Genomic DNA, 15,096 nt, shown 5'->3' with positions numbered 1-15,096 from the left:
GTCTCACTGTCCGGCGTTTGATGCCATAGGACAAAACGTCCAATGCCCATTCGCGGCCGATAGCCGTAGATTCGCAGGCTCCACGCGCAAGCACAAGCTTCAATTTCACGGCATGCCCTTTCTCAAGAACCCCCGAGCCTGGCTTTTGCTGCCCGCCTTCCTGTTGGCAGGCTGCAACACGGTGCTGCTCAGTCCGTCCGGCGACATCGCCGCCCAGCAAGGGCAGCTGATCGTCATCTCCACCGTCCTGATGCTGCTGATCATCGTGCCGGTGATCGGGCTGACCTTCTTCTTCGCCTGGAAATACCGCCAGTCGAACAAGGCGGCCGAGGCCGAGTACGCCCCCGACTGGGACCATTCGACCCAGCTCGAACTGGCCATCTGGGCCGCGCCGCTGCTGATCATCATCGCGCTGGGCGCGCTGACCTGGATCAGCACCCACACGCTGGACCCGTACCGTGCGCTGACCCGCATCGACGCCAACCGCCCGGTGCCCGCGGGCACCCAGCCGCTGGTGGTCGAGGTGGTCGCGCTCGACTGGAAGTGGCTGTTCCTCTACCCGGAGCAGGGCATCGCGACGGTGAATGAACTGGCGGCGCCGGTCGACCGGCCGATCCAGTTCAAGATCACCTCGTCCACGGTGATGAACTCGTTCTTCATTCCGGCGCTGGCCGGCCAGATCTACGCGATGGCGGGCATGGAAACCAAGCTGCACGCGGTGATCAACAAGCCCGGCGAGTACGAGGGCTTCTCGGCCAACTACAGCGGCGCGGGCTTCTCCGGCATGCGCTTCAAGTTCCACGGCTTGAGCGACGGCGACTTCGACCGCTGGGTGCAGAAGACCAAGGCCGACGGCAAGGAACTGAGCCGCGCCGCCTACCTGCAGCTCGAGCACCCGAGCGAGCGCGAACCGGTGCGCCACTACGCGACCGTGGCGCCGGGCCTGTACGACGCCATCCTCAACCGCTGCGTCGAGGCCAACCGCATGTGCATGAAGGACATGATGGCCATCGACGCCAGCGGCGGCCTCGGCATGCCGGGCGCTTTCAACGTGGCCTCGCTCGACAAGTCGACGCGTGCGCTGATCGGCCTCGATACCGGCGCGACGCTCGGCCCCGCGCGCAATTACGTCGGCGCGATGTGCTCGGTGAACGAAGCGCCCGACCTGTTCACCCCTGCGCCCGCACCGTCGCTGTAACCCGTTTCCCGGATGTCCATGTTCGACTCACTCGACCTCATGAAGCTCGTCTTCGGCCGCCTCACCTGGGAGGCGATCCCGCTGCACGACCCGATCCTGCTGGCCACCTTCATCGGCGTGGTGCTCGGCGGCGGCGGCCTGCTGGCCGTCATCACCTACCAGAAGGCCTGGGGCTATCTCTGGCGCGAATGGTTCACCAGCATCGACCACAAGAAGATCGGGATCATGTACGTGATCCTGGGCCTGGTGATGCTGCTGCGCGGCTTCGCCGACGCGATCATGATGCGCCTTCACCAGGCCTTCGCCTTCGGCGACAACGCGGGCTTCCTGCCGCCGCACCACTACGACCAGATCTTCACCGCGCACGGCGTGATCATGATCTTCTTCGTGGCGATGCCGCTGGTCACGGGCCTGATGAACTACGTGGTGCCGCTGCAGATCGGCGCGCGCGACGTGGCCTTCCCCTTCCTCAACAACTTCAGCTTCTGGATGACCGCCAGCGGCGCCGTGCTGGTCATGGCTTCGCTGTTCGTGGGCGAATTCGCACGCACCGGCTGGCTGGCCTATCCGCCGCTGTCGGGCATCCTGCACAGCCCCGATGTGGGGGTCGACTACTACATCTGGTCGCTGCAGATCGCGGGGGTGGGCACGCTGCTCTCGGGCATCAACCTGCTGGCGACCATCGTGAAGATGCGCGCGCCGGGCATGACCATGATGAAGATGCCGATCTTCACCTGGACCTCGCTGTGCACCAACGTGCTGATCGTGGCCGCGTTCCCGGTGCTCACCGCGGTGCTCGCGCTGCTGTCGCTCGACCGTTACGTCGGCACCAACTTCTTCACCAACGACTTCGGCGGCAACGCCATGATGTACGTGAACCTGATCTGGATCTGGGGCCACCCCGAGGTCTACATCCTGATCCTGCCGGCCTTCGGCATCTTCTCGGAAGTGGTGTCGACCTTCTCCGGCAAGCGCCTGTTCGGCTACGCCTCGATGGTCTACGCCACGGTGGTGATCACCATCCTGTCGTACCTGGTGTGGCTGCATCACTTCTTCACCATGGGCTCGGGCGCGAGCGTGAACTCGTTCTTCGGCATCACGACGATGATCATCTCGATCCCGACGGGCGCGAAGATCTTCAATTGGCTCTTCACCATGTACCGCGGCCGCATCCGCTTCGACGTGCCGATGCTCTGGACCATGGGCTTCATGGTCACCTTCGTGATCGGCGGCATGACGGGCGTGCTGCTGGCGGTGCCGCCGGCCGACTTCGTGCTGCACAACAGCCTGTTCCTGGTCGCCCACTTCCACAACGTGATCATCGGCGGCGTGCTGTTCGGCCTCATGGCCGGCATCACCTACTGGTTCCCGAAGGCCTTCGGCTACAAGCTCGACCCGTTCTGGGGAAAGATGTCCTTCTGGTTCTGGCTGGTCGGTTTCTGGCTCGCCTTCATGCCGCTGTACGTGCTGGGCCTGATGGGCGTGACGCGCCGCATGAGCCACTTCCAGGACATGTCGCTGCAGATCTGGTTCCAGGTCGCCGCCTTCGGTGCCTGCCTGATCGCGCTGGGCATCCTGTCCTTCATCATCCAGCTGGTGGTGAGCTTCCGCCGCCGCGAGTCGCTGCGCGACGTGACCGGCGACCCGTGGGACGGCCGCACGCTGGAGTGGTCGACCTCGTCGCCGCCGCCGGCCTACAACTTCGCGTTCACGCCGGTCATTCATGACAACGACGCCTGGTCCGACATGAAGCGCCGCGGCTACCAGCGCCCGACGACCGGCTTCCGCCCGATCCACATGCCCAAGAACACCTGGGCCGGCATCGTGATCGCCGGGCTGAGCACGGTGGTGGGCTTCGCGCTGATCTGGCACATGTGGCCGCTGGCCGTGCTGGCGATGCTGACGCTGGTCGGCACCACGATCTTCCATACCTTCAACTACAAGCGCGACTATCACATCGACGCGGACGAAGTCGTCCGCACCGAAGGATTGCGCACCCGTCTCCTGGCCAGCCATGTCTGATACCGCCACCTTGAACGCCGGCGCCGACGCGCCGGACAACCTGCGCTTCTACGTTCCCGGGGACCACCACCCGCAGAACGCCACGGGACTGGGCTTCTGGCTCTACCTGATGAGCGACTGCCTGATCTTCGCCTGCCTGTTCGCGGTGCATGCGGTGGTGGGGCGCAGCTACGCGGCCGGCCCCTCGGGCGCGGACCTGTTCGACCTGCCGCTGGTGGCGCTCAACACCTCGATGCTGCTGCTGTCCTCGATCACCTATGGCTTCGCCATGATCGAGATGCAGAAGAAGCGCGTGAAGCCGGTGCTGGCCTGGCTGGCCGTGACCGGCCTGCTGGGCGCGGCCTTCATCGGGCTCGAACTCTACGAGTTCGCGCACCTGATCCACCAGGGCGCGGTGCCGCAGCGCAGCGCCTTCCTGTCGTCCTTCTTCACACTGGTCGGCACGCACGGCCTGCACGTCACCTTCGGCCTGATCTGGCTGGTCACGCTGATGGTGCAGGTCTCGCGCCACGGGCTGCTGCCGGAAAATCGCCGCCGGCTCATGTGCCTGTCGATGTTCTGGCATTTCCTGGACGTGATCTGGATCGGCGTCTTCACCTTCGTCTATCTGATGGGAGTCCTTCCATGAGCGCACACGATCTGGACCATCACGGTCGCGATTCCCACGGCCACGACGACCACCATGACGAAGGTGGTGCGGCCCACAGCACCGTCGGCGGCTACGTCACCGGCTTCATCCTGTCGGTCATCCTCACGGTCATCCCCTTCTGGCTGGTGATGGGCAAGGTGTTCGACAGCTCGAGCACCACGGCCTTCGTGATCCTGGGCTTCGCCGCAGTGCAGATGGTGGTGCACATGGTGTACTTCCTGCACATGAACACCAAGGCCGAGGGCGGCTGGTCGATGCTGGCGCTGATCTTCACGCTGGTGCTGGTGGTGATCACATTGGCCGGCTCGCTGTGGGTGATGTACCACCTCAACCACAACATGATGCCGTCGATGCACGACATGAAGAACATGCCTTGAACCTGCGGCAGCGCGAGCATGGCGATGGCGATTCGGCGCCCGAACGGGGCCCGCGCTCCGCGGCCGTGCGGGCCGTGCTGGCGGTCATCGCGCTGGCGCTGTTCGGCGCTTTCATGGCGCTGGGCGTCTGGCAGGTCGAGCGCCGAGCCTGGAAGCTCGCGCTGATCGACAGCGTCGACCAGCGCGTGCATGCAGCGCCCGTCGATGCGCCCGGGCCCGCCAGCTGGCCAACCTTCGACGCCACGTCCCAGGCCTACCGCCATGTGCGGCTCACCGGCACCTTCGACCACGCCCATGAGACGCTGGTTCAGGCCAGCACCGCCCGCGGCGCCGGCTTCTGGGTGCTGACACCCTTGCGGCTGGCCGGTGGCGGCACCGTGCTGGTCAACCGCGGCTTCGTGCCGCCCGAACGGCGCGAGCCTGCGAACCGCGATGCGGGGCCGCAGGGCGAAGTCGGCGTGACCGGGCTGTTGCGCGCCAGCGAACCGGGCGGCATGTTCCCGCGCCGCAACGATCCGGCCATCGGACGCTGGTTCTCGCGCGACGTGCCCGCCATCGCGGCCGCGCGCGGCCTGGGCGCGGTGGCGCCGTACTTCGTCGATGCCGACGCCACGCCGGGCGGCGAGGGCGCGCCGGTCGGTGGCCTCACGGTCATCGCCTTTTCCAACAGCCACCTGGTCTATGCGCTGACCTGGTTCGGCCTGGCGTTGATGGTGGCGCTGGGCGCCGGCTACGTGGCGCGCGAAGAGCTTCGCCTCAGCCGCCGGATGAGGGCCGGCCGGCCTGGCGACAATGGGTCTTCCCGCCCAGGAGACGACCCGGATGCCGACCCCCACCCCTGACAACGCGCCCACGTGCCCACCCGAAGCGCCGCGCATCCAGGATGCGAGCGGCCTGCAGAACCTCGAGCAGCTGATCCAGCTGCGCTGGATCGCGGTGGTCGGCCAGATCGTGACCATCGAGGTGGTGCACTACGGGCTGCAGATCCGGCTGCCGCTGGGCACCATGCTCGCGATCCTGGGCTGCCTGATCGTCTTCAACATCGCGAGCCTGCTGCGCTGGCGCACCGGCCGCGCCGTCACCAACAGCGAACTGTTCGTCGCGTTGCTGGTCGACGTGGCCACGCTGACCGTGCAGCTCTACCTGAGCGGCGGCACCACCAACCCCTTCGTCTTTCTCTACCTGCTGCAGGTGATCCTGGGCGCGGTGCTGCTCGAGGCCTGGTCGAGCCTGACCATGGTGGTCATCACCAGCCTCTGCTTCGCCGGCCTGGCGCTGTTCTCGCGCCCGCTGGACCTGCCGCTGGACCACGACCGCGGGCTGGCCAGCCCCTATGTGCAGGGCATGCTGGTCTGCTTCGCGCTCAACGCCGCGCTGCTGCTGATCTTCGTCACCCGCATCAACCGCAACCTGCGCGAGCGCGACGCGCGGCTGGCCGGCCTGCGCCAGCGCGCAGCCGAGGAGGAGCACATCGTGCGCATGGGCCTGCTGGCTTCGGGCGCGGCGCACGAGCTGGGCACGCCGCTGGCCACGCTGGCCGTGATCCTGGGCGACTGGCGGCGCATGCCCGAGTTCTCGGCCAACCCCGAACTGCTGCAGGAGATCGGCGAGATGCAGACCCAGCTCCAGCGCTGCAAGGCCATCGTGAGCGGCGTGCTGATGTCGGCCGGCGAGGCGCGCGGCGAATCCTCGGTCGAGACCACCGTCAGCACCTTCCTCGACGAGCTGGTGCAGGCCTGGCGCGAGACGCGGCCCGTGACCTCCTTCGTCTACGACAACCGCTTCGGGCACGACCTGCCGATGGTGTCGGACTCGGCGCTGCAGCAGATGATCTGCAACGTGCTGGACAATGCGCTGGAAGCCTCGCCCTACTGGGTGCGGCTCGAAGCCGACCGCGAGGGCGACATGCTGCTGCTCACCGTGACCGACAACGGCCCGGGCTTCGCGCCCGCGATGCTGGCCGAGCTGGGCAAGCCCTACCGCTCGAGCAAGGGCCGCCCGGGCGGCGGCCTGGGGCTGTTCCTGGTGGTCAACGTGGCGCGCACCCTGGGCGGCACCGTGGCCGCGCAGAACCGCGAGGAGGGCGGCGCGGTGGTGGAACTGCGACTGCCACTCTCGGCGATCGTCCTGGAAGAGGAAGCCGATGATGGTCATTGAACAGGCAACCGATGCGGAAGAACGCCTGCTGCTGGTGGTCGAGGACGACGCCGCCTTCGCGCGCACGCTGGGCCGTTCCTTCGAACGCCGTGGCTACCGCGTGATCCTGGCCAACAACCTCGACGACGTGAGCCTGCTGCTGCAGCAGCACTCGCCGGGCTACGCGGTGGTCGATCTCAAGCTCAGCGGCGAGGCTTCGGGCCTGGCCTGCGTCCAGACCCTGCATGCGCACGACCCGGGCATGCTGATCGTGGTGCTGACCGGCTTCGCCAGCATCGCGACCGCGGTCGAGGCGATCAAGCTCGGCGCCTGCCATTACCTGGCCAAGCCCTCGAACACCGACGACATCGAGGCCGCCTTCGGCCGCGCCGAGGGCACGACCGAGGTGGAACTCACGAATCGCTCGACCTCGATCAAGACGCTCGAGTGGGAGCGCATCCACGAGGTGCTGGCCGAGACCGGCTTCAACATCTCCGAGACCGCGCGCCGCCTGGGCATGCACCGCCGCACGCTGGCGCGCAAGCTCGGCAAGCAGCAGGTCAAGTAGGCGCGTCGTCGGTCCAGGCGGGGAAGGGGTCGGGCCAGGTCTGCCATTGCACCGGGCCGGCCGCCATCTCGGCGTCCGTCAGCAGGCAGGCATCGAGCCGTGCGTGCAGCGCGGGCTGGTCCATGCCGATGCCGATCAGCACCAGTTCCTGGCGCGCATCGCCCACCGTGTCGCTCCATTTTTCCTCGATCGTGGCCAGCGATTCGGTGTCGGTCGGCCAGTGTTCGCGCGGCACCGCGGCCCACCAGTAGCCGGCCGCGCCGTAGCGGCAGGCGCCGCCGGCCTGCGACCAGTTGCCAGCGAAACCGGGCCGGCTCGCGAGCCAGAAGAAGCCCTTGGAACGGATCACGCCGGGCCATTCGCTCTGCACCCATTCCCAGAAACGCGCGGGATGGAAGGGCCGGCGCGCGCGGTACACGAAGCTGTCGATGCCGTATTCGAGCGTCTCGGGCTTGTGCTCGCCGCGCATCTCGCGCAGCCAGCCGGGCGCGTCGGCCGCCTGCTCGAAGTCGAACAGGCCGGTGTCGAGCACGCGATCGAGCGGCACGCGGCCGAAGTGCGCGTACTCGATGCGCGCGCGCGGGTTCAGGTGGCCCAGGATGCCGGCCAGACGCAGCCGCTGGTCCTCGCTCACCAGGTCGGCCTTGTTCACCACCAGCACGTCGCAGAACTCGATCTGCTCGATCAGCAGGTCGACCACGGTGCGCGTGTCGGCATCGCCCAGCGATTGCCCGCGCGCAACCAGGCTGTCGGCCGAACCGTAGTCGCGCAGGAAGTTGAAGGCATCGACCACCGTCACCATGGTGTCGAGCCGCGCCACATGCGCCAGGCTCTTGCCGTCCTCGCCCTCGAAGGTGAAGGTCTCGGCCACGGGCAGCGGCTCGGAGATGCCGGTGGACTCGATCACCAACTGGTCGAAGCGCCCGGCCTTGGCCAGCCGCTCGACCTCGATCAAGAGGTCCTCGCGCAAGGTGCAGCAGATGCACCCATTGCTCATCTCGACCAGCTTCTCCTCGGTGCGCGACAGGTCGGCGCCGCCGTCGCGCACCAGCGCGGCGTCGATGTTGACCTCGCTCATGTCGTTGACGATGACCGCGACGCGTCGGCCCTCGCGGTTGTTCAGGATGTGGTTGAGCAGCGTGGTCTTGCCGGCGCCGAGGAAGCCGGAGAGCACGGTCACGGGAAGTCGATGCATCGCGATCCTAATTGATATTTGATTATCAATTAGAACCGATTCGCCGTGCGGATGCACGCCGGCGCGGGAGACGGGGGTCAGCGCTTCGCGGCGGTCTTGCGGGGTGCGGGTGCGGTGCAGTCGGCGCAGGTGCCGTAGAGCGTGAGCTCGTGCGCATCGACGCTGAAGCCCTTGGGGGCGAGCGAGGCGAAGTCGCCGGGGCACTGGTGCACGTCGAACACGCGCGAGCATTGCCGGCACTGGAAGTGATGGTGGTGCGCATGCCGCGCGCTCTCGTAGCGCGGCGCTTCGCCCGGCAGCTCGACGATGCGGATCTCCTGCGCATCGGCGAGCAGCTTGAGGTTGCGGTAGACGGTGGCGATGCCCATGGCCTCGACCTCGCGCTGCGCATCCTCGAGGATTTCAGCGGGCAGCAGGGGCCGCGCCGAGCGGTCGATCACCGCGCGGATCGCCGAGCGCTGGCGCGTGGCGCGCTGTCCGCCGACGACGGCGTCGGCAGCAGGTGCGCCGGCATGGGATGGGGCTTTGTTCAACGGAGGACGGCGCGTGGTGCAGGGTGGGTTCGTGGCAGTTTAGCGGCGTCGCTCCGTAGACGCGTCAAAGGCCCGACGCTGTTCCGACGCATGTCGGGCGGCCCCTGACGCCGGCCCCGAACTTCACAACATGCGCGGGCGGCTGCAGTGCATGCATAAAATGAGAGTAATTCTCATTCATGAATTTCGAAGCCATGCCATCTTCCGTTGCGGCCGACCCCGTCCACGCGCTGTACCGCGAGCACCGCGCCTGGCTGCAGACCTGGTTGCGCCGTCGGCTCGGCGACGGCCACACGGCCGCGGACCTGACGCAGGACACCTTCGTGCGCGTGATCACCGGCGGTCAGGCACAGGCGATCCAGGAGCCGCGCGCCTACCTGACCACGCTGGCGCAGCGCGTGCTCTACAACTTCTGGCGCCGGCGCGAGCTGGAGCGCGCCTGGCTCGATGCGCTCGCGGCCCAGCCCGAGGAACTGGCGCCTTCGCCGGAAACCTACGCCCTGGTGCGCGAAGCCGTCGAAGCGATCGATCGCTGGCTCGACGGCCTGCCGCCCAAGGTGCGCGAGGCCTTCCTGCTGCGCCGCCTCGAGGGCCTGGCCCACGCCGAGATCGCGCAGCGCATGGGGCTCTCGATCCGCACGGTCGAGCGCCACATCAAGCAGGCCATCGTGCACCTCTACACCTGCCCCGCGCAGCCGGGGGCCTGATGACGGCGCGTGCCACCGCCTTGCCGCTCGACCCCGTGATCGAACAGGCGATCGACTGGCTGGTGCGGCTCGACTCGGGCCACAGCGACGACAGCGAGCGCCGGGCCTTTGCGCGCTGGATTGATGCCGCGCCTGCCCATGCGGCCGCCTGGGCATCGCTGCAGCAGCGGCTGGACCAGCGCATCGCGCCCGCGCTCACGCAGTTGCAGGCCGGCGGCCAGATGCCGCCGGTCGTGCGCGCGCTGAGTGCACCGCCCGATCACCGCGCCCGTCGGCGCGCGCTGCTGGGCGGCGCTGCGGTCGCGCTGCTCACGGCCACGGGCGGCGGGCTCTGGGCCGACCGGCGAGCACCGCTCATGGCCTGGTCCTCCGACCTGCGCACCGGCACCGGCGAGCGCCGCCGCTTCGTGCTCGCCGACGGCAGCGACCTGCTGCTCAATGCGCGCTCGGCCGCCGACCTGGACTTCGGCGCCGCCCAGCGCCTGGTGCGCCTGCGCGCGGGGGCGCTGATCGTCAACGTCGCGGCCGATGCGCAGCGACCCTTCGTCGTGCAGAGCGCCCAAGGCGCCGTGCGCGCGCTCGGCACCCGCTTCATGGTGCAGCAGGAAGAAGGACGCACGCTGGTGTCGGTGCTCGAACACGGCGTGCGCCTGCGCCCACTGAACGACAGCGCGCCGGTCGAGTTGCCGCAGGGCGCGAGCGCCTGGCTGCACGCCGATGGCGTCGAGCCCGTGGCGACGGCGCGCGTCGATCCCAGTGCCTGGTCGAGCGGCGTGCTCGAAGTGCACGACCAGCCATTGGCCGATGTGCTCGAGGCGCTGCGCCCCTACACGCCGGCGATCCTGCGCGCCAGCCCCGAAGCGGCGCGCGTGCGCGTCTACGGCGTCTATCCGCTGGACCGGCCGATGCAGGCCCTGCAGGCGCTGGTCGACACGCTGCCGCTGCGCGTGCGCCACTGGGGCGACTGGGTGGTCTACGTGGACACGCGCACGGCCTGAGTATTTCTTTGCGCATCGGCTGTCGGGTTTGCCCGCCTCGCGGGACATACAGGGTTGAACGCTCCGATCAACCCGAACCGACCAGGATGTCCGACGTGACGCTGTCTCTCCTTCCCCCCCTGTCCCGTCCTCGCGCCCCGATGCGCAAAGCCTCGCTGGCACTGGCGGCCGTGCTCGCCTGCGCCGCCACCTCGTCGTTTGCGCAGACGGCAGCTGCCGCGCCGTCCGGCACCGTCGCCGACGGCGTGATGGACTGGAACCTGCCGGCCGATGAACTCGGGGTCGTGCTGGCGCGCATCGCACGCCAGGCCGGCCGCAGCATCAGCGCCGCGCCGACGCTGGTGGCCGGGCGCCGCGCGCATGCGGTGCAGGGGCGCCTCACCGTGGCGCAGGCGGCGCAACAGGCGCTCGCGGGCAGTGGCCTCGCGCTGGCGCAGACACCCGGTGGCACGCTGACCGTGGTGGCTTCGGAGCGCAACGCGCCCGTGGCCGAGGGGGTTGCCGCGTCGGGCACCACGCTGGCCGAGGTGCGCGTGACTGCGCAGGCCGACCGCTCGGGCACCACCGAAGGCACCGGCGTCTACACCGCGCGCGGCCCGACGGGGGTGGCCAGCGGCTTGAACCTGAGCCTCAAGGACACGCCGCAGTCGGTCAGTGTGATGACCCAGCAGCGCATGGAAGACGGGAACCTCACGACCATCGACCAGGTGCTGGCGCGCACGCCGGGCATCTCGATGGCCGTGCTCGGTACCGAGCGCAGCAACGCCAGCGCGCGCGGCTACCCGATCAGCAACTACCAGCTCGACGGGGTCAACACCCACAGCGAGTTCCTGGGCCTCGACGCGCTGGCTTCGCAGACCATCGCCGACATGGCGCTGTACGACCGCATCGAGGTGCTGCGCGGCGCCTCGGGCCTGAGCACGGGCGCGGGCGATCCCTCGGGCATCGTGAACATGGTGCGCAAGAAGCCCACCGCCGCCTTCCAGGGCGTGGCCGAGCTCGGCATCGGTTCGTGGGGCAACCGGCGCGGCATGCTCGACCTCTCGAGCCCGCTCAATGCGTCGGGCAGCGTGCGGGGCCGGCTGGTCGCGGTGCACGAGGAGGGCGACAGCTACATCGACTACTACGGCAAGAAGAAGGACGTGTTCTACGGGGTGATCGAGGCCGACCTGACGCGTTCGCTCAAGCTCACCGCCGGCATCGACCTGCAGAAGAACCGCTCGCACGGATCGCTGTCCTACCTGGGCTTCCCGCTGTTCGACAGCGACGGCAAGCAGACCGAATTCAAGACGTCCTTCAACGCCGCGAGCCGCCACAACCGCTTCAACACCGATTCGACCAGCGCCTTCGTGGCGCTCGAGCAGACTTTCGACAACGACTGGAAGCTCAAGGTCTCGGCCAACGACCTGCATTCCAAACAGCGCGAGGACTCGGTCTACATGGCCGTCAACAACAGCGTGTTCGACCCGGCCACGGGCGACGGCCTGCGGCTCAACGCCGAGCGCCGCGACTACCGGCTGAGCAACAAGACGCTGGACGTGAAGCTGGGCGGGCCCTTCACCCTGTTCGGCCGCCAGCACGAGGCCCTGGTCGGCGTCGAATACAACGACTTCCGGAGCCTGACCCACGGCAGCTTCGACACCACCGGGCTGCGCAACCTGCCGGTCAACGTCTACCGCTGGGACAACAGCGGCGCGCCGGTCTATGGCGATCGCTCCGTGACCTTCGACAGCCCGCGTCGCCAGACCAGCGTCTACGGCGCGGGCCGCTTCCAGCTGGCCGACGCGCTCAAGCTCATCGTCGGCGCCAAGGTGTTGAATTACGACAGCGACTACGTCACGCGGAACACGAGCGGCTACTTCAGCAATTCGCCCTCGTCCGAGCGCCGTGTGTTCACGCCCTACGGCGGCCTGGTGTACGACCTGAGCGCGCAGCACACGCTGTATGCGAGCTTCGCCACCATCTACAAACCGCAAGCCTCGCTCGACCGCAACGGCGTGATGCTCGACCCGCAGGAGGGCAACACCTACGAGGCCGGCATCAAGAGCAGCTTCCTCGACGGCCGCGTGACGACCAGCGCCGCGCTCTACCAGATCCGCCAGGACAACGTGGCCGAGTCCGATCCGGGCCAGTTCGTGCCCGGCACCACCGACACCGCGTCGCGCGCGGTGAAGGGCGTGAAGACGCAGGGCGTCGACCTGGAATTCAACGGCATGCTGGCCACCGGCTGGAACCTGAGCGCGTCGTACAACTTCAGCAGCTCCGAGGATGCGACCGGCCGCCGCGTCAACACCACCTTCCCGCGCCAGATGGCCCGCGTCTGGACCACCTATCGCCTGCCTGGCGACTGGCGCCAGCTCACGGTGGGCGGCGGCGTCGACTGGAACAGCGGCATCACCTACACCGGCGAGATCTGGCAGATCGGACGCACCGTCGTCGCACGGCAGGGCGCCTATGCCGTGGCCGGCCTGATGGCGCGCTACGACGTCAACGAGCAGCTGTCGGTGTCGCTCAACGTGCAGAACGTTTTCGACCGCAAGTACATCGCATCGATGTCGGGCTGGTGGTACTCGGGCATGTACGGCGCGCCGCGCAGCGCGCAGCTGACGGCCCGGTACAAGTTCTAGCACGCTGCTCAAGAACCCGCCGATCGTGATCTTCGACGAAGCCACCTCGGCGCTGGACTCGGCCAACGAGCGCGCGATCCAGTCGGAGCTCAAGAGCGCGGCGCAGAACAAGACCACGCTGGTCATCGCACACCGGCTGTCGACCGTGGTCGATGCGCACGAGATCCTGGTGCTCGAGGCCGGCGTGATCGTCGAGCGCGGCACCCACGCGGAGCTGCTGGCGCGCCAGGGGCGCTATGCGCAGATGTGGGCGCTGCAAAAAATCGAGGCGGCGCCGGTCAATCTTTGAACACGTTTCTCATCGCTTTGTAGCTTGCTTGAGGGGAAGTAGCATGCGCCAAAACGGATGGTGTGCGGCGGCATGGCCCGCTGTCATTTCGTCCGGGATGTGCATGCTTCAGCCATCACAGGGAGCCTCAAAGAATGGGCGATTACAGACACCAGGCCGATCAGAGCCTGCCGCCGCGCTATGGCAATTCGCCCGGCGCCGACTACTTAGGCGGGGTCAGCCAGATCCATGCCGCCAAGGGCAGCCGGCCCGATCTGTATGGCACCGTGCTGCCGAATGGCGACCGGGTCTACAACCTCGATGCGCAGGTGGCGGCGCACTACACGATCCGCCAGCAACTCGCCGACCCCGAGGTGCCGCGCACGACGGGTGCAAATTCCTATGCGGACACCATCGCCCAGCGCCACGACATCGAATGCTGGTATGCGGCCGACCAGCGCGATCGCATGCTGCAAGGGCACAAGGCATTCGAGCGCTCAGGCCGTCCCGGTGAATACCGCACCTGGGCAGAGCTGAGCGGCTGGGAGCAAGGCACCAACGCCATGGCCTTGGCGGCAGCCGCCCGCTACCACGACATCCGCACCACGGCCGAAATCGAGTTTCTGCATGGCCTGCAGGAGTGGAAGCCCGAAGGCGCCGCAGCCAGCTATTTCAAGAACAAGGGCGTGGCCGGGTTCGAAGCGCTGGCGGGCAGCTACCCCGCGCCTTATCGCGAGCGCATGCTGGGAGAGATGCCGGCCTTGCGCGACAAAGGGGGGCGCGTCGACTTCGATCCCCTCTCGATGGTGGGACACGCCATGGGGGCCTCGGGCCTCAAGAAAACCGAGTTCGAACAGTTCGCCACGCTGCCCCTGAGCGATCGAGAGCGCGACTTCTTCCACCCCAGCATCGACAGCATCAAGCAGCATGGCGCGCCGGTGTGGGAGCCTCATCCGGACCATCCGGCCAACCAGGCAGGCGCCATGGCGCATGGCCGCTTCAGGCTCGGTTATACCGACGCGCAAGGCCACCGCATCGAGAAGGTGCTCGACCTCGACCAGGGGCGGCGCTTCAGCACGACGACGAGCGATCCGGCGACCGGGCAGACCTTGAGCACCGAGACCAAAATGCCGACGGGTCCGCTCATTGCCCAGAACTATTTCACGCCGAGCTACGCCATTGAAGCGCGCGATGGGCAGGGGCAGCTTGTCAGCCAAAGCAAGCTGCCCGAGGGGAAGAATGACCATCCGAGTGTGGATGGCAGTCCGTTGTATCGGGAGGCGCTGCGGGACTTGGAGGTGAAGTATCGGGAGATAAGGAATGATCCTGATGACAAGCGGACTTCCGTGATTATCAAGGTTGAGGAAGATATCAAAGCCCAACACCAGCAAGCCCAGCAGCATTACCTCGCCAAAGACCACCCGCTGTATCAGGACGTGGTGCCGCATCCGCACGGCAAGCAAACGCAGCAAGAACAACCCCAAGCACCTGCCCCCACCGTCGAGCCACGGACCACGACAACGCCCACGGTCGCAAAAAATCAGCCGCTGGCCGCATCCATCACCCACCAGAGTTCCATTGGCGAGCGGTTCAAGGCGCTGGTAGATGCCATCCAGCGCAAAGACGACAAGGCCTATGACCAGGTGCTTGAAGCGCACCAGGCTTCGCCCCAATGGCAGGCCTTCCAACAGCAGAGTCGTGATCACGAGCAAGCCCTGATCGCGCAGCAGCAGCGCGAGCGCGAGCAACAACTCGCCGCACAGCGGCAAGAAGAAGCTCAACAGCAGCAACAGCGTGGCCCGGTGATGGGTCGATAGA

At 67.4% G+C, this 15,096-nt stretch carries 13 protein-coding genes and 1 pseudogene; 12 read left to right on the top strand and 2 right to left on the bottom strand.

The window, feature by feature from the left end; translation table 11 throughout:
* Window positions 1-112: 112 nt before the first annotated feature.
* Genes cyoA through ACSFBC_RS03790 form a run of 7 tightly spaced genes read left to right on the top strand, consistent with a single transcriptional unit; the run spans window position 113 to window position 6,950 of the window.
* Window positions 113-1,198, top strand: coding sequence for a ubiquinol oxidase subunit II (gene cyoA, locus ACSFBC_RS03820; protein WP_435508967.1), 1,086 nt, complete (start codon window positions 113-115; stop codon window positions 1,196-1,198).
* Window positions 1,199-1,216: 18 nt separating this feature from the next.
* Window positions 1,217-3,220: a cytochrome o ubiquinol oxidase subunit I gene (gene cyoB / locus ACSFBC_RS03815; protein ID WP_435508966.1), complete on the top strand. Its 2,004-nt coding sequence runs from the start codon at window positions 1,217-1,219 to the stop codon at window positions 3,218-3,220.
* Window positions 3,213-3,848, top strand: a complete 636-nt coding sequence (cyoC, locus tag ACSFBC_RS03810; RefSeq protein WP_435508965.1) for a cytochrome o ubiquinol oxidase subunit III — start codon at window positions 3,213-3,215, stop codon at window positions 3,846-3,848. The genes cyoB and cyoC overlap by 8 nt, the downstream gene beginning before the upstream one ends.
* Window positions 3,845-4,246 carry a cytochrome o ubiquinol oxidase subunit IV gene (gene cyoD / locus ACSFBC_RS03805; protein WP_435508964.1) on the top strand — a complete coding sequence of 134 codons (402 nt, stop codon included), beginning with the start codon at window positions 3,845-3,847 and terminating at the stop codon, window positions 4,244-4,246. The genes cyoC and cyoD overlap by 4 nt, the downstream gene beginning before the upstream one ends.
* Window positions 4,243-5,088, top strand: coding sequence for an SURF1 family protein (locus ACSFBC_RS03800; RefSeq protein ID WP_435508963.1), 846 nt, complete (start codon window positions 4,243-4,245; stop codon window positions 5,086-5,088). The genes cyoD and ACSFBC_RS03800 overlap by 4 nt, the downstream gene beginning before the upstream one ends.
* A complete protein-coding gene (locus ACSFBC_RS03795; RefSeq protein ID WP_435508962.1) occupies window positions 5,069-6,403 on the top strand; it encodes an ATP-binding protein in 1,335 nt (444 codons plus the stop codon). Before ACSFBC_RS03800 ends, ACSFBC_RS03795 begins: the two co-directional genes overlap by 20 nt.
* The gene (locus tag ACSFBC_RS03790) at window positions 6,390-6,950 is read left to right on the top strand and encodes a response regulator transcription factor (protein ID WP_435508961.1); all 561 of its coding nucleotides are present in this window, start codon (window positions 6,390-6,392) and stop codon (window positions 6,948-6,950) included. The genes ACSFBC_RS03795 and ACSFBC_RS03790 overlap by 14 nt, the downstream gene beginning before the upstream one ends.
* Here the strand turns inward: ACSFBC_RS03790 and zigA are convergent.
* Entirely contained in the window at window positions 6,943-8,145 is a 1,203-nt protein-coding gene (gene zigA, locus ACSFBC_RS03785; RefSeq protein ID WP_435508960.1) for a zinc metallochaperone GTPase ZigA, read from the bottom strand. The two genes, ACSFBC_RS03790 and zigA, sit on opposite strands and share 8 nt — an antisense overlap.
* A gap of 77 nt (window positions 8,146-8,222) precedes the next feature.
* Complete coding sequence (locus ACSFBC_RS03780; RefSeq protein ID WP_435508959.1) at window positions 8,223-8,678, bottom strand: Fur family transcriptional regulator; 456 nt, start codon at window positions 8,676-8,678, stop codon at window positions 8,223-8,225.
* A 194-nt stretch (window positions 8,679-8,872) separates the two neighbouring features.
* Between ACSFBC_RS03780 and ACSFBC_RS03775 the strand changes: the two genes are divergently transcribed.
* The 5 genes and pseudogenes from ACSFBC_RS03775 (at window position 8,873) to ACSFBC_RS03755 (ending at window position 15,095) form a co-directional block, all read left to right on the top strand.
* On the top strand, window positions 8,873-9,385 hold the full coding sequence (locus ACSFBC_RS03775) for a sigma-70 family RNA polymerase sigma factor (RefSeq protein ID WP_435508958.1): 513 nt from the start codon (window positions 8,873-8,875) through the stop codon (window positions 9,383-9,385).
* The gene (locus ACSFBC_RS03770) at window positions 9,385-10,383 is read left to right on the top strand and encodes a FecR family protein (protein ID WP_435508957.1); all 999 of its coding nucleotides are present in this window, start codon (window positions 9,385-9,387) and stop codon (window positions 10,381-10,383) included. The genes ACSFBC_RS03775 and ACSFBC_RS03770 overlap by 1 nt, the downstream gene beginning before the upstream one ends.
* A gap of 140 nt (window positions 10,384-10,523) precedes the next feature.
* Window positions 10,524-13,010, top strand: a complete 2,487-nt coding sequence (locus tag ACSFBC_RS03765) for a TonB-dependent siderophore receptor (protein ID WP_435508956.1) — start codon at window positions 10,524-10,526, stop codon at window positions 13,008-13,010.
* Window position 13,011: 1 nt separating this feature from the next.
* Window positions 13,012-13,299 (top strand): annotated as a pseudogene (locus tag ACSFBC_RS03760) (metal ABC transporter permease); the annotation flags it as partial.
* Between the two features lie 134 nt (window positions 13,300-13,433).
* Window positions 13,434-15,095 carry a hypothetical protein gene (locus tag ACSFBC_RS03755; RefSeq protein WP_435508955.1) on the top strand — a complete coding sequence of 554 codons (1,662 nt, stop codon included), beginning with the start codon at window positions 13,434-13,436 and terminating at the stop codon, window positions 15,093-15,095.
* The last annotated feature ends 1 nt before the right edge of the window (window position 15,096 follow it).

The sequence above is a fragment of the Variovorax frigidus genome, assembly GCF_051216515.1.
Lineage (GTDB): Bacteria > Pseudomonadota > Gammaproteobacteria > Burkholderiales > Burkholderiaceae_C > Variovorax.
The sequence above is the reverse complement of the archived record's forward strand: the minus strand, read 5'-3'. Positions and strand labels throughout refer to the sequence as shown.

Excerpts from the sequence above, each read along its gene's own strand:
- cyoA (WP_435508967.1), top strand. The coding sequence starts at position 113 with ATGCCCTTTCTCAAGAACCCCCGAGCCTGGCTTTTGCTGCCCGCCTTC.
- cyoB (WP_435508966.1), top strand. The coding sequence starts at position 1,217 with ATGTTCGACTCACTCGACCTCATGAAGCTCGTCTTCGGCCGCCTCACC.
- cyoC (WP_435508965.1), top strand. The coding sequence starts at position 3,213 with ATGTCTGATACCGCCACCTTGAACGCCGGCGCCGACGCGCCGGACAAC.
- cyoD (WP_435508964.1), top strand. The coding sequence starts at position 3,845 with ATGAGCGCACACGATCTGGACCATCACGGTCGCGATTCCCACGGCCAC.
- ACSFBC_RS03795 (WP_435508962.1), top strand. The coding sequence starts at position 5,069 with ATGCCGACCCCCACCCCTGACAACGCGCCCACGTGCCCACCCGAAGCG.
- ACSFBC_RS03790 (WP_435508961.1), top strand. The coding sequence starts at position 6,390 with ATGATGGTCATTGAACAGGCAACCGATGCGGAAGAACGCCTGCTGCTG.
- zigA (WP_435508960.1), bottom strand. The coding sequence starts at position 8,145 with ATGCATCGACTTCCCGTGACCGTGCTCTCCGGCTTCCTCGGCGCCGGC.
- ACSFBC_RS03775 (WP_435508958.1), top strand. The coding sequence starts at position 8,873 with ATGCCATCTTCCGTTGCGGCCGACCCCGTCCACGCGCTGTACCGCGAG.
- ACSFBC_RS03770 (WP_435508957.1), top strand. The coding sequence starts at position 9,385 with ATGACGGCGCGTGCCACCGCCTTGCCGCTCGACCCCGTGATCGAACAG.
- ACSFBC_RS03765 (WP_435508956.1), top strand. The coding sequence starts at position 10,524 with ATGCGCAAAGCCTCGCTGGCACTGGCGGCCGTGCTCGCCTGCGCCGCC.
- ACSFBC_RS03755 (WP_435508955.1), top strand. The coding sequence starts at position 13,434 with ATGGGCGATTACAGACACCAGGCCGATCAGAGCCTGCCGCCGCGCTAT.